Annotated in this window: 22 protein-coding genes; 7 read left to right on the top strand and 15 right to left on the bottom strand. The window is 59.8% G+C overall.

Annotated features, from left to right (window positions below):
• Window positions 1-289: 289 nt before the first annotated feature.
• Complete coding sequence (locus tag ABLV52_RS20380) at window positions 290-457, top strand: hypothetical protein (protein ID WP_348890876.1); 168 nt, start codon at window positions 290-292, stop codon at window positions 455-457.
• Here ABLV52_RS20380 and ABLV52_RS20375 read toward each other — a convergent pair.
• The 6 genes from ABLV52_RS20375 to ABLV52_RS20350 form a co-directional block, all read right to left on the bottom strand.
• Window positions 454-1071: a Fic family protein gene (locus ABLV52_RS20375; RefSeq protein ID WP_023290812.1), complete on the bottom strand. Its 618-nt coding sequence runs from the start codon at window positions 1069-1071 to the stop codon at window positions 454-456. The genes ABLV52_RS20380 and ABLV52_RS20375 overlap by 4 nt on opposite strands.
• Window positions 1072-1186: 115 nt before the next feature.
• Complete coding sequence (locus tag ABLV52_RS20370; protein WP_060591945.1) at window positions 1187-1966, bottom strand: heme ABC transporter ATP-binding protein; 780 nt, start codon at window positions 1964-1966, stop codon at window positions 1187-1189.
• Entirely contained in the window at window positions 1959-2954 is a 996-nt protein-coding gene (locus ABLV52_RS20365) for an iron ABC transporter permease (RefSeq protein WP_348890875.1), read from the bottom strand. The genes ABLV52_RS20370 and ABLV52_RS20365 overlap by 8 nt, the downstream gene beginning before the upstream one ends.
• A complete protein-coding gene (locus ABLV52_RS20360; protein ID WP_348890874.1) occupies window positions 2954-3772 on the bottom strand; it encodes an ABC transporter substrate-binding protein in 819 nt (272 codons plus the stop codon). Before ABLV52_RS20360 ends, ABLV52_RS20365 begins: the two co-directional genes overlap by 1 nt.
• Window positions 3769-4800 carry a ChuX/HutX family heme-like substrate-binding protein gene (locus ABLV52_RS20355; protein WP_348890873.1) on the bottom strand — a complete coding sequence of 344 codons (1032 nt, stop codon included), beginning with the start codon at window positions 4798-4800 and terminating at the stop codon, window positions 3769-3771. Before ABLV52_RS20355 ends, ABLV52_RS20360 begins: the two co-directional genes overlap by 4 nt.
• 70 nt (window positions 4801-4870) lie before the next feature.
• The gene (locus tag ABLV52_RS20350; protein WP_348890872.1) at window positions 4871-7234 is read right to left on the bottom strand and encodes a TonB-dependent receptor; all 2364 of its coding nucleotides are present in this window, start codon (window positions 7232-7234) and stop codon (window positions 4871-4873) included.
• A 215-nt stretch (window positions 7235-7449) separates the two neighbouring features.
• On the opposite strand from ABLV52_RS20350, the gene ABLV52_RS20345 reads away from it, so the two are divergent.
• Together ABLV52_RS20345 and ABLV52_RS20340 are read left to right on the top strand one after the other, a co-directional pair.
• Window positions 7450-7743, top strand: coding sequence for a SelT/SelW/SelH family protein (locus tag ABLV52_RS20345; protein WP_004205627.1), 294 nt, complete (start codon window positions 7450-7452; stop codon window positions 7741-7743).
• Between the two features lie 77 nt (window positions 7744-7820).
• A complete protein-coding gene (locus ABLV52_RS20340; protein WP_348890890.1) occupies window positions 7821-8162 on the top strand; it encodes a nitrous oxide-stimulated promoter family protein in 342 nt (113 codons plus the stop codon).
• 60 nt (window positions 8163-8222) lie between these two features.
• On the opposite strand, the gene ABLV52_RS20335 is transcribed toward ABLV52_RS20340, so the two are convergent.
• The 9 genes from ABLV52_RS20335 to ABLV52_RS20295 all read right to left on the bottom strand — a co-directional run bounded on the left by ABLV52_RS20335 (window position 8223) and on the right by ABLV52_RS20295 (window position 15802).
• Window positions 8223-9077: a metal ABC transporter permease gene (locus ABLV52_RS20335; RefSeq protein ID WP_065881970.1), complete on the bottom strand. Its 855-nt coding sequence runs from the start codon at window positions 9075-9077 to the stop codon at window positions 8223-8225.
• Window positions 9071-9919, bottom strand: coding sequence for an iron/manganese ABC transporter permease subunit SitC (gene sitC / locus ABLV52_RS20330; RefSeq protein ID WP_023290804.1), 849 nt, complete (start codon window positions 9917-9919; stop codon window positions 9071-9073). The genes ABLV52_RS20335 and sitC overlap by 7 nt, the downstream gene beginning before the upstream one ends.
• Complete coding sequence (locus ABLV52_RS20325; protein WP_348890871.1) at window positions 9916-10737, bottom strand: manganese/iron ABC transporter ATP-binding protein; 822 nt, start codon at window positions 10735-10737, stop codon at window positions 9916-9918. Before ABLV52_RS20325 ends, sitC begins: the two co-directional genes overlap by 4 nt.
• Window positions 10734-11651, bottom strand: coding sequence for a metal ABC transporter substrate-binding protein (locus ABLV52_RS20320; RefSeq protein ID WP_348890870.1), 918 nt, complete (start codon window positions 11649-11651; stop codon window positions 10734-10736). Before ABLV52_RS20320 ends, ABLV52_RS20325 begins: the two co-directional genes overlap by 4 nt.
• 182 nt (window positions 11652-11833) lie before the next feature.
• Window positions 11834-12796: a LacI family DNA-binding transcriptional regulator gene (locus ABLV52_RS20315; RefSeq protein ID WP_048298115.1), complete on the bottom strand. Its 963-nt coding sequence runs from the start codon at window positions 12794-12796 to the stop codon at window positions 11834-11836.
• 56 nt (window positions 12797-12852) lie between these two features.
• Window positions 12853-13767, bottom strand: a complete 915-nt coding sequence (locus ABLV52_RS20310) for an ROK family protein (RefSeq protein WP_348890869.1) — start codon at window positions 13765-13767, stop codon at window positions 12853-12855.
• Window positions 13768-13817: 50 nt separating this feature from the next.
• The gene (locus ABLV52_RS20305) at window positions 13818-14132 is read right to left on the bottom strand and encodes a PTS lactose/cellobiose transporter subunit IIA (RefSeq protein WP_002914983.1); all 315 of its coding nucleotides are present in this window, start codon (window positions 14130-14132) and stop codon (window positions 13818-13820) included.
• Window positions 14133-14155: 23 nt separating this feature from the next.
• Entirely contained in the window at window positions 14156-15478 is a 1323-nt protein-coding gene (locus ABLV52_RS20300; RefSeq protein ID WP_002914981.1) for a PTS cellobiose transporter subunit IIC, read from the bottom strand.
• A gap of 9 nt (window positions 15479-15487) precedes the next feature.
• Window positions 15488-15802, bottom strand: coding sequence for a PTS sugar transporter subunit IIB (locus tag ABLV52_RS20295; protein ID WP_002914979.1), 315 nt, complete (start codon window positions 15800-15802; stop codon window positions 15488-15490).
• A 177-nt stretch (window positions 15803-15979) separates the two neighbouring features.
• Here ABLV52_RS20295 and ABLV52_RS20290 point away from each other — a divergent pair, with 177 nt between their 5' ends.
• The 4 genes from ABLV52_RS20290 (at window position 15980) to ABLV52_RS20275 (ending at window position 22507) form a co-directional block, all read left to right on the top strand.
• On the top strand, window positions 15980-17251 hold the full coding sequence (locus tag ABLV52_RS20290) for a PTS transporter subunit EIIC (RefSeq protein ID WP_101976227.1): 1272 nt from the start codon (window positions 15980-15982) through the stop codon (window positions 17249-17251).
• A 262-nt stretch (window positions 17252-17513) separates the two neighbouring features.
• Window positions 17514-18851: a carbohydrate porin gene (locus ABLV52_RS20285; RefSeq protein WP_348890868.1), complete on the top strand. Its 1338-nt coding sequence runs from the start codon at window positions 17514-17516 to the stop codon at window positions 18849-18851.
• Window positions 18852-18863: 12 nt separating this feature from the next.
• Window positions 18864-21056, top strand: a complete 2193-nt coding sequence (locus ABLV52_RS20280; RefSeq protein ID WP_348890867.1) for a CBM35 domain-containing protein — start codon at window positions 18864-18866, stop codon at window positions 21054-21056.
• Window positions 21057-21106: 50 nt separating this feature from the next.
• Window positions 21107-22507 carry a glycoside hydrolase family 1 protein gene (locus ABLV52_RS20275; RefSeq protein WP_348890866.1) on the top strand — a complete coding sequence of 467 codons (1401 nt, stop codon included), beginning with the start codon at window positions 21107-21109 and terminating at the stop codon, window positions 22505-22507.
• The last annotated feature ends 44 nt before the right edge of the window (window positions 22508-22551 follow it).

Below are 22551 nucleotides of genomic sequence, written 5' to 3'. Positions count from 1 at the left end.
TATCCAGATCCCTGATTTGAAATAGCTGCGATTTTGTTGTTTTCGTCGTTATCACATGGATGAGACATGATAACGGAGATGGGCAGGCGAGGGAAACTGACGAAGGCGCGCGGCGCGATCCGGATTCCAGTTGCAGAGGGGGATGAGTCATCACAAGCCAGCATCAGGATGTGCAGTTACCGGTTCAAAAAAGCCCTATCCGATATTTCCCTGGATAAGCCTTAACGGCAGCAGTTAGCAACGATCCTTGATATACTGAAACCATCAGGTGAATGAAAAGGGAGATGCCATGAGTCACAACAAAAAAGATCAGGCCACATACGTCAGACCTTCCCGCGCTGACATCGTTCGTTCTGTTGCGACATCAACCGCGGTCGAGACAGGGCAACCCTCAGCCAGAGTTGAAGAGAGTCTTGAAGCCGCGCGCAAAAAATATGCGCATCTTCGTCTTGCCTAATCCCTTCTTAAGGCCATACTGACCCAGTGTTTCATCGGTCGATAGTCCAGAGTCAAACCTGCATGGATAGCCGATATATACTGGGTTTTGTTTTGTTCCCAGCTTTGATAATTCAGCGGTTTATAGCCAGCCTGCACCGCCATCACATCAGCTAATAATCGTGATAAACGCCCGTTACCCTCTCTGAATGGATGGATGAGGATCAATTCAACATGTGTGACTGCGATAGCTTCTGTGAGCTGCAATTCACTCATGCCTGAACAAGGCGTATAATGAGCAAGGTATTTCTTATCAAAATCGTTTAGCAGTTTAGCCAGCTGTGTTGAAGGGGCGAACATAAAATCGCCTTTGCTGATATTGACCGTTCTTTCCTGGCCTGCCCATGCATAGATATTGCCTAACCAGCGATAATGCCACTTTTTCAGGATATTGACGCTGAGCAATCCGGTTGGAAAGTGTTCCTCAAAAACCGAGCGATAAAGTTGTTCCAGCAGTACCAGTTCTACGCTATCCATCTCATTTGCGTCAGCAATCCCAAGTTTATTAGCCAAAACCCGTTCACCTGAATTTTTCTCATACTGGCCTTCGCTGCCAGCAACTGTGTATCGGCTCATGGGGACCCTCAAAAGGGAACGCTGATAGATATGAAAGTATAATGCTCATCAGCTTTTGCGGTGTAATACCGAACGCGCGCGGCGCGATCCGGATTCCAGTTGCGCCGCGCGGGGGTTACGGCGCCAGATAGACCTGGGGGGCCGCGTTGTCCGGATGCTGGCCGAGGCGGACATCCGCCCCGTACCAGCGATGGATAACCGACTGCTGGATCACCTCCTGCGGCGTCCCCTGGGCGACCAGGCGGCCCTGGTGTAGCAGCAGAATGCGGTCGGCCCACAGGGCGGCGAGGTTAAGGTCATGCAGCACCACGCACACGTGCAGTTGCCCGCCGGCGGTGAGCCGTTTGAGCAAGCGCAGCAGATGCTGTTGATAGTAAAGGTCCAGCGCCGAGGTGGGCTCATCGAGAAACAGCCAGCCCTGCGGCGCGCCGTCGCGCCACAGCTGCGCCAGACAGCGGGCGAGCTGCACCCGCTGCTGCTCGCCGCCGGAAAGGGCGGGATAGCGGCGGCCGGCAAGGTCATCGCAGCCGGTGACGGCCATTACCGCCGCCAGCTCCGCCGGGTCCGCGGTCGGGCCCCACGGCGAGCGCCCCATGGCGATGACCGTTTCCACCGTCCAGTCGGCCTGCAGGGCCGTACGCTGTAGCATGACCGCCCGCCGGCGCGCCAGCGCCTCGGGTGACCACGCCTCCAGCGGCGTGCCCGCCAGACGGCGGGTACCGCTATCCGGGGTCAGGTACCCGGTCAGCAGCCGCAGCAGGGTGGATTTGCCAGCGCCGTTCGGCCCGATAAGCGCCGTCATCTCGCCGCCGCGCAGCGCGACGGAGATGTTGTCGATAATCTGCCGCTGGCCGAGGCGAAGCGCCAGCCCCTGCGCGCAATATTCATTAGCCATGTTTGGGGTTCTCCCGACGAAAGACCAGCCACAGAAACCAGGGGGCGCCCAGCAGGCTTGTGAGCAGACCGACCGGCATCTCCGCCGGCGCCGCCACGGTGCGGGCCAGGGTGTCGGCCAGCAGAAGCAGGATCGCGCCGGCCAGCAGCGAGCCGGGGATCAGCCCGCGATGGTCCGGCCCCAGCCACAGACGCATCAGGTGCGGCACCACCAGGCCAATAAAGCCGATGACGCCGCTGATGGCCACTGCCGCGGCCACCAGCACCGCGCTGCACAGCAGCAGCCAGCGCTGCAGCGCCCGCACGTTGACCCCGAGATAGTGCGCTTCTTCATCGCCGAGCTGCAGCAAATTCAGGCGGGAGGCCATCCACCACACCGCCAGCGCCGCCGGGATGATCAGGGTCGCAGCCACCAACAGGGTCGGCCACTCGGCCTGGCCCAGACTGCCCATGCCCCACAGCGACAGCTGGCGCAGCTGGGCGTCGTTGCTCAGCCAGGCCAGCACGCCGACCAGCGCCCCGCACAGCGCGTTGATGGCGATCCCCACCAGCAGCAGGCGCGACAGCGACCCCTCCTCTGCCCGGCTGAGGATAAAAATCACCACCATCACCGCCAGGCTGCCGATAAACGCCGCCAGCATCGGCATATACAGGGCGATCAGCCCCGTTGCGGAGAGCGGGAGCACCAGCCAGCAGGCCACCGCCAGCGCGGCGCCGCTGCTGATGCCCAGCAGGCCCGGGTCGGCAAGCGGGTTGCGAAACAACCCCTGCATCACGCAGCCGGAGAGGGCCAGCGCCGCGCCTACCAGCAGGGCCAGCAGCACCCGCGGCAGACGGATGGTCAGCCAGATGTGGCGCAGCATCTCATCCCCGGCGGGCAGCAGGCTGGCCAGCGGCAAACGCATCGCGCCAAGGGTGGTGGCGAACAGCGTCAGCAGGACCAGCAGCAGCGTCATCACCAGCAAACGGCGGGCGAGGGCAGGGCGCATCAGGGCAGATGCTCCGCTTTTTCACGCAGCGCGATAATCGCCTGCGGGGTGCGCGGCCCAAAACCGAGCAGGGCCATATCGTCGATCGTCAGCAGCTGCTTATGACGCCCCGCCGGGGTCTGCGCCAGGCCGGGCAGTCTCCACAGCCCGGCTTCGCCGCCCATCCCTTTGAGACCATCCGCGGAGATCACCACCAGATCCGCCTGGCTGGCGGCCACCCCCTCCTGCGACATCGCCCGATAGTGATCGAAGCCCTGCATCGCGTTCTGCAGACCGGCGGCGCGAATGGCGCCATCGGCCGCGGTGCGTTGCCCGGCCACCAGGGTATTCATTCCGCCGTGGCTGAGAATAAACAGCACCCGCCTGGCAATCGGCTGCGTTGGAATGGCGGCGATCTGTTGCTGAAGCTGCTGGCGCAGCGCGTCGCCTGCCGGGGTTTTGCCTAACGCTTCGGCAATGACGGCCACTTTGTTATCGATCGCGGCCAGGCTTTCGCCGCCCGGCACGTTTACCACCTTCACCCCGCTCGCCAGCACCTTGTGTAAAACCAGCGAGGGCTGCGCCTGGGCGCTCGCTAGCACCAGCTGCGGACGTAATGCGAGGATCCCCTCGGCGTTCAGCTGCCGCAGGTAGCCGACATCCGGCAGCTTTTGCGCCGCCGGGGGCCAGCTGCTGGTGCTGTCCCGGGCGACCAGGCTCTGTTGCGCGCCAAGGGCATAGACGATCTCAGTGACATCGCCGCCGAGGGTGACGAGCCGCTCCACGGCGGCGTGGCTCAGCAACGGGAAGGTGATGAGAAGCAGTAACCAGCGCATCATGCGGGCAGTCCTTCGCGGGTCAGACGATCCATCTGCTGGCGCCATTGCGCCTGCTCGGGGTGGCCCTCGCTGCGCTGGCCATAGAGCTGGGCGATCTGGGTGCCGTCTTTGGCGAACAGCTCGACGCTGGTGACGTGTCCGTCTGAGGTCGGCTTACGGGTCACCCACACTTCATCGAGGCTCTCTTCACGCAGATGCAGGGTAAAGGTGGTATTGAAGATATTCAGCCAGCCGCGCATGGGAGCCAGCTTTTCCAGGGCGCCGGTGAAGATCTGCACGCAGCCGCGATTGCCGACGAAGATCATGATTTCATTGCCCTCCTGGCGCACCGTCTCCAGTAACGCTGGCAGCGCATGGCGATCAACGCGGCAGGCGAGGTCGTCGCTCACCAGGCGGAAGGCCTGCTGGCGGGAAAGCTGATATTTACGCAGCAGACCGAAGAACTGGTGTACGTCGGTCATCGCGCGCCAGTCGTTCTCCAGGGCGGCGCCGTCGGCGCTCTCGGCATATTTCACCGGCTCCAGCGGGCGCAGGGCCAGCGGCGCCGGGGCCGCCACCCGATGTTCCGCGATCAGGGTGTCCCAGGCCGCCATGTCGGTCTGCGTGGTCGCATAGACTTTCAGCAGGGCGTCGCCGTGGTGGTCGAAAAACTGAATGCTCTGGCGACCGTTATCGTTCAAATGGAAGGCGCTGGCCCACTGGCTGAGGAACAGACGCAGATCGAGCGCGCGCGGGTTGACCACCAGCCCGGCGTGGCCGCTGAGGTGCTGGTGCGTGAACTGGCCGACCTGCTCATGGACGGCATACTCGTTGCGACAGATGCATTTGGTTTCACCGACGCGCTCCAGGGCGGCAATCAGCGCCCGGGCGTCATCGATCAGGCGCACGGCATCGTGACCGAGGCGGGCGGCGGTCAGCTCGGCTTCGCTGATCCCCATTTCCGCGGCGATATCGCGGGCATATTTCGCGGTGCTGGACGCTTTGGTGGCCTGGTAGCGCTGCCACAGATCGGGGTGGGCATTGGGCATAATCATATCCTTCTCAATGTTCAATATCCCCGGCCGGCGGGCCGGGGCAGGTGAGTTGTTATTCGGGCAATCAGAAGTCGACGTTGACCCCAAGCTGCCAGGTGCGGCCCGGCATGACCGCCAGCGCTTTATCATTGGCGTCCTGGCTGGTGCCGGTCTCGATATTGCGGCTGCTCAGGTAATCCCAGTATTTACGATCGGTGAGGTTGTAGACCCCGCCATTGAGGCGCACGTTTTTCGCTACCTGCCAGTACGCGGTCCAGTCCAGCATGCCGTAGCCCGGCACGCGCATATAGTCGCTGCTGGCATCGGTGATGGCGGACCCGCTATTGCTGTAGCTTTCGCGGTTGGTGGCGGTCGCCTGTTTCCCCTTGACGAAGGTCGCCGTCAGGGCGGTGCCGTAGCGTTTCGCCGGATCGTCCCACGCCACGCCGACGATAGCTTTCATCGGCGCTACGCTGTCGAGGTCGACGTATTTATCGCCGCTGTAGCTGGATTTCGATTTCCCTTCGCTATAGCCGAGGGCGAGGGTGGCGCTCAGGCCGTCCACCTGCTCATACCAGGTGCCAAAGTTAAATTTGGTGCTGATCTCACCGCCGTAGATATAGGCTTTATCGCGGTTTTCCGCCTGATAAATGGTGTAGATGTTCGACGGCACGTTAGTGAACTGGCCCGGATTATTCGCCCGGGTATAGCGGGTATAGGCGATAAAGTTCTTATAGCTGTTGTAGAACAGCGCTGTGCGCAGGGTGATGCCTTCGGTAACTTCCCCCTTCAGCCCCCACTCGAGATTATCGCTGGTTTCCGTCTTCAGATCGGTATTGCCGATCAGGGCATACTGCTGGCTGCCGGCGTAGCTGGACCCAAGGTTCCAGGAACCATACAGCTGGCTGGCGTTGGGGAACTGCGCGCCGCGCTGGTACTGCAGGTAGGTCATCAGGCGCGGGGTGAGGTCGTACTGGAAGGTCAACGACGGCAGAACCTGGGTATCGCTGTTTTTACCGTACAGATTCGCCACCGACGATTCGGTCAGCGCGCTGCTGTTGGCGGCAAGGTCGGACAGATTTTCCGGCTTCGTCGATTGATGCACCACGCGCACGCCGGGAATGATGGCGAAGTTGTGGCTATCAAGGTCGAAGTTGATCTTATCCTGGACAAAGCCGCCGAGAGTGTAGCTGCGGCTGTCCGCCTCCGGCTGCATGATCTCGCTGTAAACGCTGGGGATCGGCGACTGGCTGAACGGCCGCTGGGTTTTGCTGGTGCTGGCGTTAAAGCCGGCGCTCAGATCGTGGCGGCCCAGGGTTTTCGCCAGCGCGGTCTGCAGGCCCCAGGTGTCGGTGTCGTAGTTGGAGTTCACCGTCTGCATCCTGCGGGTGACGCTATCCGGCATATACGTCCAGTCATGGGCTTCGGTATGCTGGTAATAGATTTTACTGGAGACGCTGTCGAGGTAGTCATTCATCGGCGTCCAGTCATCCTTCAGGCTCAGGCCCCAGCGTCGGGTCTGGCTGGTCTGGTTGGCGGTGCCGATGGTGCTGTTGCCGCTGGAGTCCCAGGTATCGTAGTGGGTGTGGTTGGTTTTGTGGTAATAGTCGAAGGTGCTGGTTAGCTTGTGCTCGTCGTTGGGCTGCCAGATCCCGGAGGCCAGAAAGGCATCGGAGTGCCAGTTCGCCGGGTAGGCGTCGACGGTGTCGCTGTTATTTTCGGTTTCCTGGCCGTCGCGGCGGCTGTAGACCAAAATGCCGCGCAGGAACTCATCGCCGCCGGCGACGGTCACCCCGTTGTGCCAGCTGCGATCCGCGGAGTCGTAGCCGCTGCGATAGCCGAAGGCGCTGGTTTTGCCCGGGCGCAGGTAATCATCCGCCGATTTCGGGCGGAAGGAGACATTCCCTCCGATGGCGCTGTTGGCTGTTTCCGTCGAGGTGGCGCCGGACTGGATATCCACGCTGCCGTACATATACGGGTCGATATAATCGCGGCCGATGCCGAAGGTATTGAGCCCCGAGCGGCCGACGTAGCCGCGGCCGGTGGCGTTGGGCTGGGCGATACCGTCCACGTCGATACCGACGCGGTTGCTCTCCATGCCGCGAATGTTGTAGCCGGTGTAGCCCCCGCGGTCGAAGCCGCTTTTGCCGTTGCCGGAGCCGCCGCTGGCCCCGGTGGCGCTGATGAGCGGTTCATAGCGCATGATCGAGCCGAAGTCGTTAGCGCCTTTGTCCTCCAGCTCCCGGGCGCTGATGCTGTGCTCGTTACCGGCTTTTTGCGCCGGCGCGGGAGCGGTGACGGTCATTTGTTCCGAGGTGTCATCCACCGCCTCGCCGCCGATGGCGGAAGTGCCTGCTGCGATGGCAGAAGTTTGATAAATTGCTGCAAGCAAAGAGGTCACCAGCAGGCGTTTATTACACCCTGCTGCTGACGGAGTCGATTTGTACATAGTCGCCACGCCTTGATCGTTATTAGTATCGGCTCACGCGTTACTTCCAGAGTTGCAGGTTGCTCCGTCTTTTCCGTTGCGGATAGGGTCTCACTCCATTTGTTGATTGCGAATGGTAATGATAGGTATTATCGTTTGCAACAAAATATTCATGTATTCCTCATTTAAACTGCACTTTGTTTACACTGTGCCCTTTCAGCCTGAGCGAGATGACGATGAATTCAAAAGCGGCTATCACCATCACCTATTGTTCCCAGTGCAACTGGATGCTGCGCGCCAGCTGGATGGCGCAGGAGCTGTTACACACCTTCAGCACCGATATCGCCTCGGTGACGCTGGTGCCGGGCACCGGCGGGATCTTTACTATCGATATCGACGGCCAGCAGATCTGGGAGCGCAAGCAGGATGGCGGCTTTCCGGATGCGGCAGAGCTGAAACGCCGGGTGCGCGATGTCTGCTTCCCGGAAAAAGCATTGGGGCATGTTGATAAACCCGCTAACCCGACCTAATCGTTAGGAAAGCGGCTGCGTGACCGGCATAAAAGGTGTATTATTGATGCATCTTTTTGTGGGGAGGGTAGTTGACGGTGGGCAAACGCATCGAACGTGAAAAGCAGACGATCGGTCGGATGATTGGGCTTTATCAGCGCCGCTGTCCGGATGCCCGCGACGACGGCGAGCACTATCAGGCGCTGAACGCCTACGCCGACAAGCGGCTTGATAAGTGCGTGTTTGGCGACAATAAACCGGCCTGCAAGCAGTGTCCGGTACACTGCTATCAGCCGGCGAAGCGCGAAGAGATGAAGCAGATTATGCGCTGGGCCGGGCCACGAATGCTCTGGCGCCACCCGATCCTGACCCTTCGCCATCTGCTGGATGACAGGCGGCCGGTGCCGCCGCTGCCGGATAAATATCGACCGAAAAAATAGCGGCCTTTCCCCGGCCTGGGCTGCGCGCAGCCGGGGGACAAGCGCAGCCCCGGTAAGGCGTTAGCCGCCACCGGGGATGGGTGATGAAGCCTTCTGTTTCTGACTATCCCGGATCGTGCTTGTCACAAAGGCGACCACAAACAGCGCGCTGAACAGCACCACGATAGTCGGCGCCGGCGCGCTATCGAGATAAAACGCCAGCCACACCCCTCCCGCCGAGCAGCAGACCGCTACCGCCACCGCCAGCAGCAGGGCGTGGATAAAGCGCCGTACCAGCAGGAGCGCGATCGCCCCGGGGGCAATCAGCAGCGAAATCGACAGAATAATCCCTACCGACTGCAGCGTCGCGACGATGGTCAGGGCGATCATGCACAGCATGCCGTAGTGCAGCAGTCCGCCGCGCAGGCCGCTGGCTTTGGCCTGCGTCGGATCGAAGGCGTGCAGCAAAAAATCTCGCCATTTCAGCCCGATAATCAGCGCGATCACCAGCGCGATAGCCGCCGTTTGTCCAATATCGCTGAGGGAGATCCCGAGCATATCGCCGAACAGAATATGGTCGAGATGGACGTCGGACTGGATCGCTACGTACAACACCAGCCCGGCGCCAAACATGCCGGAGAAGACAATTCCCATGATGGTATCGCGTTTGAGGCGGCTGTTGTCGTCGAGAAAACCGGTCGTCACGGCGCAGAGCAGCCCGGCGATAAACGCGCCGATGGCGAAGGGGATGCCGATAATGTAGGCCAGCACCACGCCGGGAAAGACCGCGTGGCTCATGGCGTCGCCCATCAGCGCCCAGCCTTTGAGTACCAGAAAGACCGACAGCAGCGCGCAGGGCACGGCAACGACCATCGATACTGTTATCGCGTTGACCATAAAAGGAAACTGGAACGGGGCCAGGATCAGATTCAGCATGCTGCCTCCCCGGCGCGGCGGCGGTTGGCCAGCAGGCCATGCTTCGGCGCGAAGATAAAGGTGATGAGGAACAGCAGCGTTTGCGCCACCACGATAATGCCGCCGGTGGCGCCGTCGAGGTAGTAACTGAGCCAGGCGCCGAAGAAGCTGGTCAGGCTGCCGATGGCGACGGCGATGGCCAGCAGGCGCGGGAAGCGGTCGGTTAACAGCCAGGCGGTGGCGCCGGGGGTGACCACCAGGCAGATAACCAGAAAGGCGCCGACGGTCTGCAGCGCCGCTACGGTGCAGGCCGCCAGCAGGGTAAAGAACAGCAGCTTCAGGCCGCGGGTGTTCAGACCAATCGAGCGGGCGTGGTGCTCATCGAAGAAGGTCACCATCAGATCTTTCCACTTCAACAGCAGGATCGCCATCGAGATAAAGCCGATCGCCGCCAGCTGGATAATATCCTCCGGGGCGATGGCCAGAATATTGCCGAGGATAATGGTCTGGATATTCACCGACGTCGGGTTCAGCGACACCATAAACAGCCCGATCCCGAAGAAGGAGGAGAAGATCAGGCCGATAATTGCATCCTCTTTCAGCCGCGACCGCTGCTGCAAAAACAGCATACTGCCCGCCGCCAGGCCGCCGGAGAGAAACGCGCCGAGGGCAAACGGCAGGCCGAGCATATAGGCCCCGGCGACGCCGGGCACAATCGAGTGGGAAAGGGCGTCGCCAATCAGCGACCAGCCCTTCAGCATCAGGTAGCAGGAGAGAAAGGCGCAGACGCCGCCCACCAGCGCCGCCACCCACATCGCATTGAGCATATAGTGATAGCCAAACGGCTCCAGCAGCCAGCTCATCGTGGGCCTCCCGCCGCGCGCCGGCTGATAAACGGCCGCTCGTCATCGGTGATAATCTGCGCTTCCGCACCGGTGAGCGCGACGTGGCGCAGTACGCCGCTGAAAGCCCGCTCCAGATTCTCGGCGGTGAAAGTGGTTTCTGTCGGGCCGCTGGCCAGCACGGTGCCTTTTACCATCACCGTGTAATCGCAAAATTCACTTACGGACCCGAGATTATGGGTGGAGACCAGCATGGTACAGCCCTCATCGCGGAGCTCGCGCAGCAGGCTGATGATCCGCGCTTCGGTCTGCACATCGACGCCGGTAAAAGGCTCATCCAGCAGGATCACCTGGCCCTGTTGAGCGATGGCGCGGGCAAGGAAGACGCGCTTTTTCTGCCCGCCGGAGAGCTCGCCAATTTGCCGATGGCGGTACTCGCTCATGCCCACGCGGGCCAGCGCGGCATCGACAATCTCGCGATCGCGCGGCTTTGCCCGCCGCAGCCAGCCCATATGGCCGTAGCGGCCCATCATCACCACATCCTCCACCAGCACCGGGAAGGACCAGTCCACCTCTTCCGACTGCGGGACATAGGCGACCAGGTTCTGGCGCAGCGCGCGGTTGACCGGCTGGCCGAGGATGGCGATCTCGCTGTGACCGACGCGCACAAAGCCCATCAGCGCTTTAAACAGTGTGGATTTACCCGAGCCGTTAACCCCCACCAGCGCGGCAATGGCGCCGCGCGGTACGCTGAACGAGGCGTCGCGCAGGGCGGTGTGGCCGTTGCGCCAGGTGACGGTGAGCTGGTCGACATACAGACCCGCTTGCGCAGTATTCATGGCTGTTTCCTCATCCCGTCCTGGATACCGTTGACGATGGTTTCGGTGGTGACGCGCAGCAGGTCGAGCCAGGTCGGCACCGGGCCGTCGGCGGCGCTCAGCGAATCGACATACAGCACGCCGCCGTAGTGGGCGCCGGCTTCGCGCGCCACCTGACGCGCCGGTTTATCGGAGATGGTGCTTTCGCTGAAGATGGTCGGGATCTGTTCTTTCTTCATGGTGTCGATAACCTTGCGCACCTGTTGCGGAGTGCCCTGCTGGTCGGCGTTAATCGGCCACAGATACAGTTCGCGCAGGCCATAGTCGCGGGCCAGATAGGAGAAGGCTCCCTCGCTGGTGACCAGCCAGCGCTTATCCGCCGGCAGCTGCGCCAGTCTGGCCTGCAGCGGCGCCATCGTCTGGCGGATCTTCTCTTTATAGGTCTCGGCGTTGCGGCGATAGGTGTCGGCGTGAGGCGGATCGTATTTCAGCAGCGCATCGCGAATATTATCGACATAGATCAGGGCGTTATCTGCCGACATCCAGGCATGGGGATTGGGCTTTCCGCTATAGGGGCCTGCGCTGATGCCCATCGGCTGGATCCCCTCGCTGACCACCACCTCCGGGACGCCCTGCAGGTGCTGATAAAAGCGGGCAAACCACCGTTCGAGATTGAGACCGTTGCTGAGGATCAGCTGCGCCCCCTGCGCGCGTTTGATATCGCCGGGGGTAGGCTGGTAGTCGTGGATCTCCGCGCCCGGTTTGGTGATGGAGCTGACGACGGCGGCATCGCCGGCCACGTTCTGCGCCATATCGGCGATAACCGTGAAGGTGGTGATAACCCTGAATTTCTCCTGCGCCGAGGCCGGCGCCGCGGCCAGCAGGGCCAGCGCGCTGGCCAGCAGCAATGATTTCAGCGGTGTCAGGTGCAGCATAGGATCCCTCGCAATGATGTGGTTAATTTCCCAGCGTTTATAGCCATTGCTATGTTATATAGCACAAGCTATTTACAAATGAAAATAATTCTTATTTGCATGCATGGGTAATAATGAGCCGGGAAACGAAAGCGATAAGAAAGTGGAGAGATAAGGCTGGCCCGGCGCGAACCGGGCGAAGATCAAGAGATATCGGCGACCGACTGGCGCGGGATCAGGCGGCCAGCCAGCGAGCGGCCCTCGGCGGTGAAGGTTGGCCGGTCGTCAATCAGGCTGCGGATACGCTGAATACAGTTATCCAGCAGCGCCTCCAGTGGCCAGGAGATGCAGGTCAGCGGTGGGTAGAGCAGCGAGGCGAGCGGGGAATCCTCAAGGCTCAGCAGGGAGACCTCCTGCGGGACGGCGATGGTGAATTCGCGCAGCAGGCGCATTGCCTCAGCCGCGTAGCGGTCACGTTTAACGATAATGACTGAGTATTTACTGAAGCTGTTAATTAAGGTCAGCAGCGCCTGTTCGACATCATCGTTGGCCGTCAGCACCAGCTGGCGGTTAAAAGGAATGGAGTAGTTCTGCAGAACGTTGCGGTAGCCTTCCATCATCTGGCGGCTGGCATCGTCGCTATCGCTGTCCACCAGCAGGGCGATGTTGCGGTGTCCCTTGCCAATCACATAGCGGCAGGCGCTTTCAGTGGCGAAGGCGAAGTCATAGCCCTGGCTGTTGCTCCCGGCGACGCCGAAACGGTCAAAGGCGATAACGTTGCGCGGCGCGTCGGCAGCAACGGCGCCCAGCACCACCACCGCCACGCACTGGCGCTGCAGATCGTCGATCGCCGCCGCCTGCTCTACCGGATCGCTGACATACTGGACCAGCAGGCTTTTATTCAGCCCTTTCAGCGCCTGCGAGAGGAGCGGCAGCAGACGCGCGCCGTTGCTCTCGTCCTGCGCGGAAATCACCAGACCAACGTGGCTGGATGTCTGACTGGCGAGGTTTTGCGCGGCAAAGCTCGGGCGATAGTTGAGTTCTTCAACGGCCCGCAGCACAGCTTCCCGGCTCTCTTCGCGCACGCCCCGGGTGCCGGTCAGCACGCGGGAAACCGTCGCTCTTGAGACATTCGCTAATCTTGAAACATCATCAATCGTTGGCATGGCTTTTTCTGTCTGAACATTTTCGCCTAGCTTAACATACCTGCTGAAAAAAGTGTCTACCGCTGCCCGTCCGCGGCGCCGGGCAGACGGGGCAGCCAGGCCGCGCCGCGCACGCCGCTGGCGTCGCCGAAGCGGGCCGGTTTGATCTGCGTGCGGCAGCTGTCGGAGAAGATCCACGGCACGATGGCGGCAGGCAGATCGCGATAGATCTGGCTGACGTTGGACAGACCGCCGCCCAGCACAATCACCTGCGGGTCGAGAATATTGATCACCGACGCCAGGCTACGGGCAAAGGCATCGATAAAGTGTCGCCAGTGGGCCAGCGCGCGCGGATCGCCGTTTTGCGCCGCGGCGACAATGGCTTCCGCACGGGCTTGTTCCCCATAGCGGCGGGCGAAGCCGGTGCCGGAGAGAAAGCTTTCGATGCAGTTCGTTTTGCCGCAGTAGCAGGGCTGCGGCGGACCATCGCGCTCAGGAGTATAGCCCGGCAGCGGATTATGCCCCCACTCCCCGGCGATAGCGTTGGGGCCGCTGAGCAGTTGTTGATGAACGGCGATCCCCCCGCCGCAGCCGGTACCGATAATTACCCCGAAGACGGTGGAGGCCCCGGCGCCGGCGCCATCTACCGCCTCCGAAAGGGTGAAGCAGTCGGCATCGTTTGCCATCCACACCGGCTGGCCAAGCTGCTGCATGATATCCCGGCGCAGATCGTGACCGTTGAGCACCAGGCAGTTGCAGTTTTTAATGCGCCCGCTTTGCGGATCGATAGCCCCGGGTAGGCCGATCCCCAGGGTGAATGGCTGCGGGCTGACCGCGCGAATATCGGCAATCAGGGTCAGCAGCTGACGCATAAAGGCGTCATAGCTCTCTTTGTGGGTCGGCCGGCGCAGGCGCTGGACGCATTCGCCTGCCGGGTCCAGCAGTACGGCTTCCATTTTGGTGCCGCCAATATCTATTCCAAGATGTAACATAGTGACCTCGGGGAATCAGACCCGGCCAGCGCGCCTGGCCGGGGAACGCGCTAGGCGTGAAGTGGTTGCGCGCGGTAAATCGCAATCAGTTCGGCAATCAGCTCTTTCGCCAGAATGGAGGTCATCAGGTGATCCTGAGCATGGACCATTACCAGCGTCATTTTGGTTTTTCCCTCGCCTTCGTCAGCTTCGATAAGCTGGGTCTGTACAAGGTGAGCTTCGCGGGAATAGTGCGCCGCTTCCTGCATTTTGGCGTCGGCGGTGGCGAAATCACCCGCTTTAGCGGCGTGCAGCGCTTCGTAGCACAGACTACGTGACTGGCCGGCGTTGATGATGATCCCCATCACCTGTTCTTCTAATTCCATGATTATCCTCTGAATCGTTAGCGTTAAGCGGTTTGCGCCGCGTTGTCAGCCTGGCCGACGGCGTTTTCACGCTCCTGGGCCAGCAGCTGTTTTTCGTAAGCTTTGAGAAATGGCAGGTACATCACCATGGCGGTGGCCATACAAATGAGGCACAGGATCACCGGGCTAAAGCTCCAGTTCGCCGCCCACGAGGCGCCGATGGGCGCCGGCGTTGTCCACGGCGTCATCGATACTACGCGGCTGACGAGATCCAGCTTCAGCGCAAAGTACGCCAGGGTCGCGTTGACCATCGGCACTAGCACGAACGGCAGGAAAAACAGTGGGTTCATGATGATCGGCGCGCCGAAGAGGATCGGTTCGTTAATATTGAATACCCCCGGCACGACCCCCATCCGGCCAATCGTCCGCAGATGCACGGCCTTGCTGCGCAGCAGCATCAGCGCCAGCGGCAGGGTGGAGCCGACGCCGCCGATCAGCAGATAGTGATCCCAGAAGCCCTGGACATAGATGTGCGGGATAGCGGTACCTGCCGCCATGGCCGCCTGATTGACCGACAGGTTGGCCATCCAGAACGGGTTCATGATCCCGGTGACGATCAGCGCGCCGTGGATCCCGGCGAACCACAGCACCTGACAGACCAGCACTGACAACAGAATGGCCGGCAGCGTATCGGAAGCCGCGACCAGCGGTTTGACCAGCGACATGATCGCTTCCGGAATGATCATCCCCAGCTGAGCCTCGATAAACAGGTTCAGCGGATGCAGCGTCAGAATGATCGCCAGCACCGGGATCAGGATCTCGAACGAGCGCGCCACCCCGGCAGGCACTTCCGGCGGCAGGCGAATGGTGATGTTATGCCGCTTGAGGAAGGCGTACAGCTCGGTGGAATAGATGGCCACCAGAATGGCGGTGAAGATCCCCTGACCGGAGAAGTAGGCTGTAGAGATCTGGCCATCTTTCAGCGGCGCGGCTACCAGCAGAAACGACATCAGCGACAGCATCCCGGCGGTCAGCGAGTCCAGGTGATGGTGCTTGGCGAGGCTGGCGGCGATCCCGACGGCAATGAACAGGGTCATCACCCCCATGCTGAAGTTGAACGGCAGCATCAGCGCATCGCGATGATCGAGCGAAAATTGCAGCCAGGCGCGGGCAAAGCCCCACGTCGTATCCGGAGAAAACGGCGGAAAGATAAATACCAGCAAAAACGAGCCTACGATCATAAAGGGCAGGGCGGTAATAAAACCGTCGCGGATCGAGGTGACGTATTTTTGCTGGCCGATCGCCCCCGCCATAGGCGTGATCTGCCGTTCGATCACATCGATCAGTTTAGCGTACAGAGAGCTCATGTTCTTTCCTTAGTTCTTGTTTTCAATGAGGGAAAGGGCGAAATCGAGGACCGCGGCGCCTTTTTGCATGCCGTAGTCCATCATATTGATGGGTTCGACGCGGATACCGTATTTATCCGCCTGTTTTTGCAGATCCTGCTGCATGTATTTCACCTGCGGCCCCAGCAGCACCACCTGATAATGGCCAACCTGTTCGGCGAATTCCGCTACGCCATAGGCATTGATCTCTACCGGCAGGCCCCGCTGTTCGGCTTCGGCAATCATTTTTTTCATCAGCAGGCTGGTGGACATGCCTGCCGAACAACACAACATAATTTTTTTCATAAGTACCGCTCCTGATGAGGTTGGATGAGCGGACTATAGTCAAAATGGATGCATTACGGAAAGCGCTTTCCGTTTGTGGATTTATTAATTGTGACCATGATCACCTATGGCAGGCTTTCACTTTGCGGTGTTGTGGGCGATCATCCCGGCGAGACAACCATTCGCAAAGGTAGGAGTATGAACATTCAGTTAATGAATGTGGCCGTGGATATCATCGAGCAGCGGCTGGCGCCGCTGGCGAATGTTCTGACGCGCAATAACCACATTACGGCGATGCGCGATAGCTTTGCGCTGGCGATGCCCTTTGTGATTGTTGGCAGCCTGTTGGTGCCCATTTTGTTTCCGCCCGTTTCCATCGACGGCGCCTCGCGTTTCGGCCAGGTCTATTTGCTGCTGCGGCCTATCCTGCTGCCGACCTTTCAGCTAACCATTGGCCTGGTGGCGCTGATTGTCGCCTTCGGCGCCAGCGCCAGTCTCGCCAAGCAGTACCGTCTGCCGGAACGGCTCTGCGGTTTAACCGGGTGTCTGGCTTTTCTGCTGTTTATCGGCTTTCGCGAGACTGCGGTGAGCAATGTTTATCTCGGCGGTATGGGGATATTTACCGCCCTGATATCCAGCACCTATTCCATTGAGATAATTCGCTTTTTCTACAAAAAAGGCTGGTGTATTCGCTTGCCTGATGAAGTGCCGCTGATGACCCGCAATGGCTTTCAACTGCTGATCCCGCTGCTGGTGGTGATGCTGTCGATAAGCGTGATGAATGCCATACTGCTGCAGACCACCGGACGCATCGTACCGGAGTTGATCAGCGAAGCGGTGCGGCCGCTGGTGCTGGCGTCCGACACGCTGATGGCGGTACTGATCTCTTTATTTATCTGTAACTTACTCTGGTTTATCGGTATCCACGGCGCGCTGATCGTCACCGGGATCATGAACCCCTTCTGGATGACCTATCTGTTTGAAAATCAGCAGGCGCTGGCGGCGGGTTCGCCAACGCTGCCGCATATTTATCTGCAGGGGTTCTGGGATTTTTACCTGCTGATCGGCGGTATTGGCTCCACTTTGCCGCTGGTGCTGATGGCGATGCGCAGCCGCTCGCGGCAGCTGAAAAGCGTGGCAAAAATTGGCCTGCTGCCGTCGCTGTTTAATATCAACGAGCCAATACTGTTTGGTTTTCCGGTAATCATGAACCCGGTTTTTTTACTGCCGTTTCTCTTTGTTCCGCTGATAAATGCCTGTATCGCATGGTATTTAACTCAGCTGGGTATCCTCGACCGCGCGGTGGCGATGCTGCCATGGTCGATGCCTTCCCCGCTGGGGGCAGCATGGTCGGCGAACGGCAGCTGGAAAAATTTGTGCATGAGCCTGTTCGCGATGTTTAACGCCTGGATGCTCTATCGCCCCTTCTTTAAAGTGTACGAACGCCAGCTCGCGGAAACCGAGCGCTGACCCCCTCACCGTCGGGGGCTTATCCCCCGACGGCACTCATTCACCTGCTCCTCCTTCCGCTCTGCTGCCGGCTCCCGGCGGCATTCTTGTTATTTTATGTGATCAGTCTCACGAATATATTCGTCGCAGAGCGAATTTTGTGAACCAGATAGGCAATTATGGAAAGCGCTTTCCATTATCGGATGTACATTTCCATTTTTGATCCGTAAATTTCCCCTCCGTTATCGGTTCGTGTTAACAAACATAACGTGGGAAAAAAATAATGATAAAGCTGAAACATTCAATACCTCTGGCTCTCCTCTCGCTGGCAGGGGCCAGCAGCCTGGCCTGCGCCGATCCGAAGTATGATTTTGCGCTGCATGGCTATATCCGCTCCGGGATCCTGGCGAACTCCGATGGCAACCGCGCGGACTCCGTCGGCCTGATGCCGGACGGCAAGTGGCGACTGGGCAACGAAGAAGACACCAAGATCGAACTGATCCCCACCGTGACGCTGACGGCGGACAGCGGCGTGGTGGCGAAAGTGCAGGCCAACCTCACTCACCAGTCGAAATGCACCTCCGACTGGAACTGTCAGGATGACGATGGCCATGACGTACAGTTTCGCGAAGGGTTCGCCGAGCTGAGCAATCTGGATTTTGCGCCGGAGATGACCTTCTGGGCCGGTAAGCGCTACAGCAGCTCCAACACCTCCAGCCATCAGTTCGACTGGGAGTACATTCAGTACAACGGCACCGGCGGCGGCTTCGACAACATGGATCTCGGCTTCGCCCGCTTCGACGCCGGGGTGTACGCCTTTTCACCCACCGATGAAACCAAAGCCTACCCGGTGGATAAGGGAGATAAGGGCTACCCGGATGACTATTCCCTCAACCTGTGGCTGAAAAAGATCGCGGGGACAGGCTTCGATCTGGAGCTGATCGGCCACCATATGAACCGTAACGAAAACCACCCGACTTCCGCCGAGAAGGGCTATGGCGTGACCGGTATTTATAACTTTGACGGTTTCTATGGCCTGACCGGAGGCTACTCCCGCCTCGCATTGCAGTACGGGAAAGGGCTGGCGGCGGGTGACTCGCTGGGTAAAAACGGCTGGGGCTGGGCCAATCTGGAAAACACTCAGTCCTGGCGAGTGGTGCTGGATAGCGTGGCCTCGATGGGCGACCTGGAGATCTCGACCTTCGCTTTCTGGCAGAAAGATAAAAACTACCGCTGGTGGACGGAAGATGACCATGGCTGGGGACGCTCGATGTGGGTCGCCGGTATCCGCCCTTATCATCAGATCACCCGCAACTTTGCCATGCAGTACGAGCTGGGCTACGAATACCTGGATGACAAAAACTACAAAGGGGTAAACGGCAAAGGCAAAGGCGGCCTGACCAAAGTCACCGTTGCGCCAACCCTGACCTTTGACTCCGGTTTCTGGGCACGCCCGCAGCTGCGCTTCTTCGTCACCTACGCGAAGTGGGATAAAGGTGTCTCCGATGCGCTGGACGGCAACTACAACTGGGATACCAATACCATCACCGCCGGCGGGTATTCCCGCAGTGGCTCTACCGACACCGTTAACTTCGGCGTACAGGCCGAGGTCTGGTTCTAAGGAGAGACAACGATGAAGCCGATGAAAAACCTGCTGCTGATGGGGCTGCTGTCCGCGCTGGGGGCCGGCGGGGCGCTGGCCGCCGAGCGCTCGCACTTTACGCACTTTATCACTCGCGACGGCGCCACCCTCAAGGACGGCGACAAGGTGTTTCGTTTCGCCGGGATCCACGCGCCGGAGCTGCACCGCATTGAAGACGACGCCCGCGGCCCCTGCAGAGCAGACCCGCGCGGCTGGGGACAATACTTTAAATGGCCAACGGCGCAGGAGCAGCAAAACTGGATCCAGGCGATGGTGCAAACCGGGGCGAAAGCCCAGCGCGTTTACGTGCTGTCGGTGCAGCAGGAATTTGATAAAGCCTGCGGGCGCGAGACCCATATTCTGGCGCCGGAAACGGCGGACGGCATGCCGCGGCTGAATGAGAAAGCCATGCGGGTGTATGACAACATGATTGCCGAAGCGGATAAACAGGGATTGCGACTGATCCTGCCGTTTATTGACCACTGGTGGTGGTGGGGCGGGCGTGAGCAGCTGGCGGCGTTCTACCACGAAAAAGCGGAAGACTTTTATCGGACCGATAGCAAGACCTTCAAAGCCTATCTGGATGTGATCCGCCAGGTTATCACCCGGACAAATACTGTCACCGGCCGCGCCTATTATGATGAAAAGGCGATCATGGCCTGGGAAACCGGTAACGAGCTGGAGGATACCAACGCCGATTTCCTGCATCAGACCGCGGCGTGGATTAAAAAATGGGCCCCTCATCAGCTGGTGGTGGATGGCACCTATAAGAAAATCAATTCCTTTGCGCTGACCGACCCCAATGTAGATATCGTCAGCAATCACTATTACACCAATGCCGATAATAACCATCCCGGGCAGGTGACGCAGGATCTGCGCGCCGTCGGCGGGCAAAAAGTCTATCTCGTCGGCGAGTTTGGCCTGCTGCCGGCGGATCAACTGAACGCCATTATGCAGTCGATCGTTCACAGCGACGTCAACGGGGCGCAAGCCGCCGGCGGGCTTATCTGGGGCTTCCGCGGCCATCGTCACGACGGCGGCTTCTACTGGCATAAGGAGTCGACCGGGCACTACAGCTACCACCTGCCGGGGTTTGCCAAAGAAGGCGAAACGAACCAGGAGCAGGCGGTGGTCGATCTGGTGCGCACGGCCGCGGCGCAGATGGCCGGGCAGCAGACGATGGCGCCGCTGCCGAAGCCGGACGCGCCTTTGCTGCGCGAGACCACCTCGCCCTTCGCGATCAACTGGATGGGAGCCGCGGTGGGACGCAGCTACGATGTCGAACGCGCCGCCTCGCCGACCGGGCCGTGGACGGTGGTGGGCCGGGATATCTCCGATGGCGTTAACGAATGGAATCCGGAAACCATGGTTCTGTTCCGCGACGATTATCGTCAGCTTCAGCTCGGGCATACGTATTACTACCGGGTGACGGCGAAAAACGAGAGCGGTCATTCGGCTCCTTCCAATGTGATTAGCGTGCAGCATAGCGAGGAGAATCAGCCGCCGGTTGTCACGCTGGAACCGGCCCTAACCACCACGCAGGACCAGGGCGTCGAGCTTACGGCCAGCTGGCAGGACGATGGCCTGCCGTCGCGACAGGTTAAGGTGGGCTGGCAGCACGCCGGTGAGGGACAGGTGCATTTTTGCCATGCCGATCGGGCTCAAACCCGGGCCTGGTTTACGACGCCAGGTACCTATGCGCTGACGTTCACGGCGGACGATGGGCTGCTGAAAAGCAGCAAAACCGTGACCGTGACGGTGGGCGAAGCGACGGGGAAAGCGCCAGCGGATTTTTGTCGTTATTACGGCGAAGTTTATGGCGTGGCTGAGGGTCGGCTGACGGTGATGAAGAGTGATAAAGACGCGCTGACAGTTGGCGAGGACGGCTTCCTCGGCCCATTTGCCAACGAGGGGGATAAGATCAGCTGGCAGGTGCAGGCGCCGTGGAGCGGTCAGTTCCAGCTCAACGTAACCTTCAATGGCAAATGGGGTGGCAAGCAGAACTCCTTTGTCGTCAACGGGGGCGCTCCGCAGGCCGTGGCCTTCCCGCAGACGGATGAGCAGGGCCAGCAGCTGCGGATACCGGTGACGCTTAACGCGGGGACTAATCAGATTGACTTCGGCCGCTTCGCCGGCGACTGGGGCTATATGTTCATTAAATCGATCGAAGTGGTCGCGGAGTAGTACGTTCAGGCTGCGCCAGACGGGCGCAGCCTTTTTTCGAAGGAGAGGTTATGCAGCAGTATCAGTTTCCGCAAGAGTTTCTGTGGGGGGCGGCGGCGTCTGGCCCGCAAACGGAAGGGGTCACCAATAAGCGCCATCGTTCCATCTGGGACAGTTGGTTTGCCGAACAGCCGGAGCGATTTTATCAGCAGGTAGGGCCGCAAACCGTGTGTGATACTTATCATCAGTATCCGCAGGACGTGGCGCTGATGAAAAAGACCGGCTTCAACTCGTTTCGCACCTCAATTCAGTGGTCACGACTGATCGCGGATTTGGAAACCGGCGCGCCGGACCCGGACGCGGTGCGTTTTTATCATGCCTATCTTGATGAGATGATCGCCAACGGCATTGAGCCGATGATCAATCTCTACCATTTTGATATGCCGGAGGTGCTGCAGAAACAGTACGGCGGCTTTGAATCGGCGCACGTGGCCGAGCTGTTTGCCCGCTTTGCCCGCACCGCCTTTAGCCTGTTTGGCCATAAGGTTAAATACTGGATAACCTTCAACGAGCCGATTGTGCCGGTTGAGGGGGGCTACCTGTACGACTTCCACTATCCGTGTAAGAAAGATGGCCGGCTGGCGGCGCAGGTGGCGTTTAACATTATGCTGGCGCACGCCAAAGCGGTAACGGCTTATCGTGAACTGGCGCTGGCGGGCGAGATCGGCGTGGTGCTCAACCTGACCCCGAGCTATACCCTCACCGACAGCGACGCGGATAAAAAAGCCGCCGGGTATGCCGACCTGTTTTTTAACCGCAGCTTCCTTGACCCGCTGGTAAAACATGAATTCCCCAAAGCGCTGTGCGAGATCCTCGCCGCCCACGACTGCCTGCCGACGACCAGCAAAGACGACGTGGCGTTGATCCTCAGCGCGGATATCGATTTTCTTGGGGTGAACTATTACGTGCCGCGGCGGGTAAAAGCGCGTGAGGGCGAATATGATCTCGATTATTTCACCCCGGAATACTATTTCGAAAACGCGGTGAACCCGCAGGGCCGCTTTAATCCCTATCGTGATAACAACGAGATCCTGCCGCAGGCTATTTATGACATTGCCGCCAATATTCGCGATAACTACGGCAACATTAAGTGGTATCTCGCGGAAATCGGCATCGCGATGGATCGAGAATCAGAGGGAGAGCCCGGGGCGGACGGGGTGATAGACGATAATTTTCGCATCCAGTTGATGGAGGAGCATCTGGTGCAACTGCACCGCGCCATTGCCGACGGCGCGAACTGCTTTGGCGTACACCAGTGGACGTTTATCGACAACTGGTCGTGGATCAATGCCTTCAAACGGCGCTACGGCTTCTGGCGACTGGATCTGGAGACCGGCGAGCGACATATAAAACGCAATGCGCTGTGGTTTGCCGAACTGGCGACCAGCAACGGTTTTACCAGCGATAAATAGCGCGCTGCGCCAGCGCTCCCTCTTACCGGCGCGCAAAGAGGGAG

This window comes from Klebsiella sp. GB_Kp056 (genome assembly GCF_040064755.1).
GTDB lineage: Bacteria > Pseudomonadota > Gammaproteobacteria > Enterobacterales > Enterobacteriaceae > Klebsiella > Klebsiella quasipneumoniae.
This window is presented reverse-complemented; position numbering and strand designations above follow the sequence as displayed.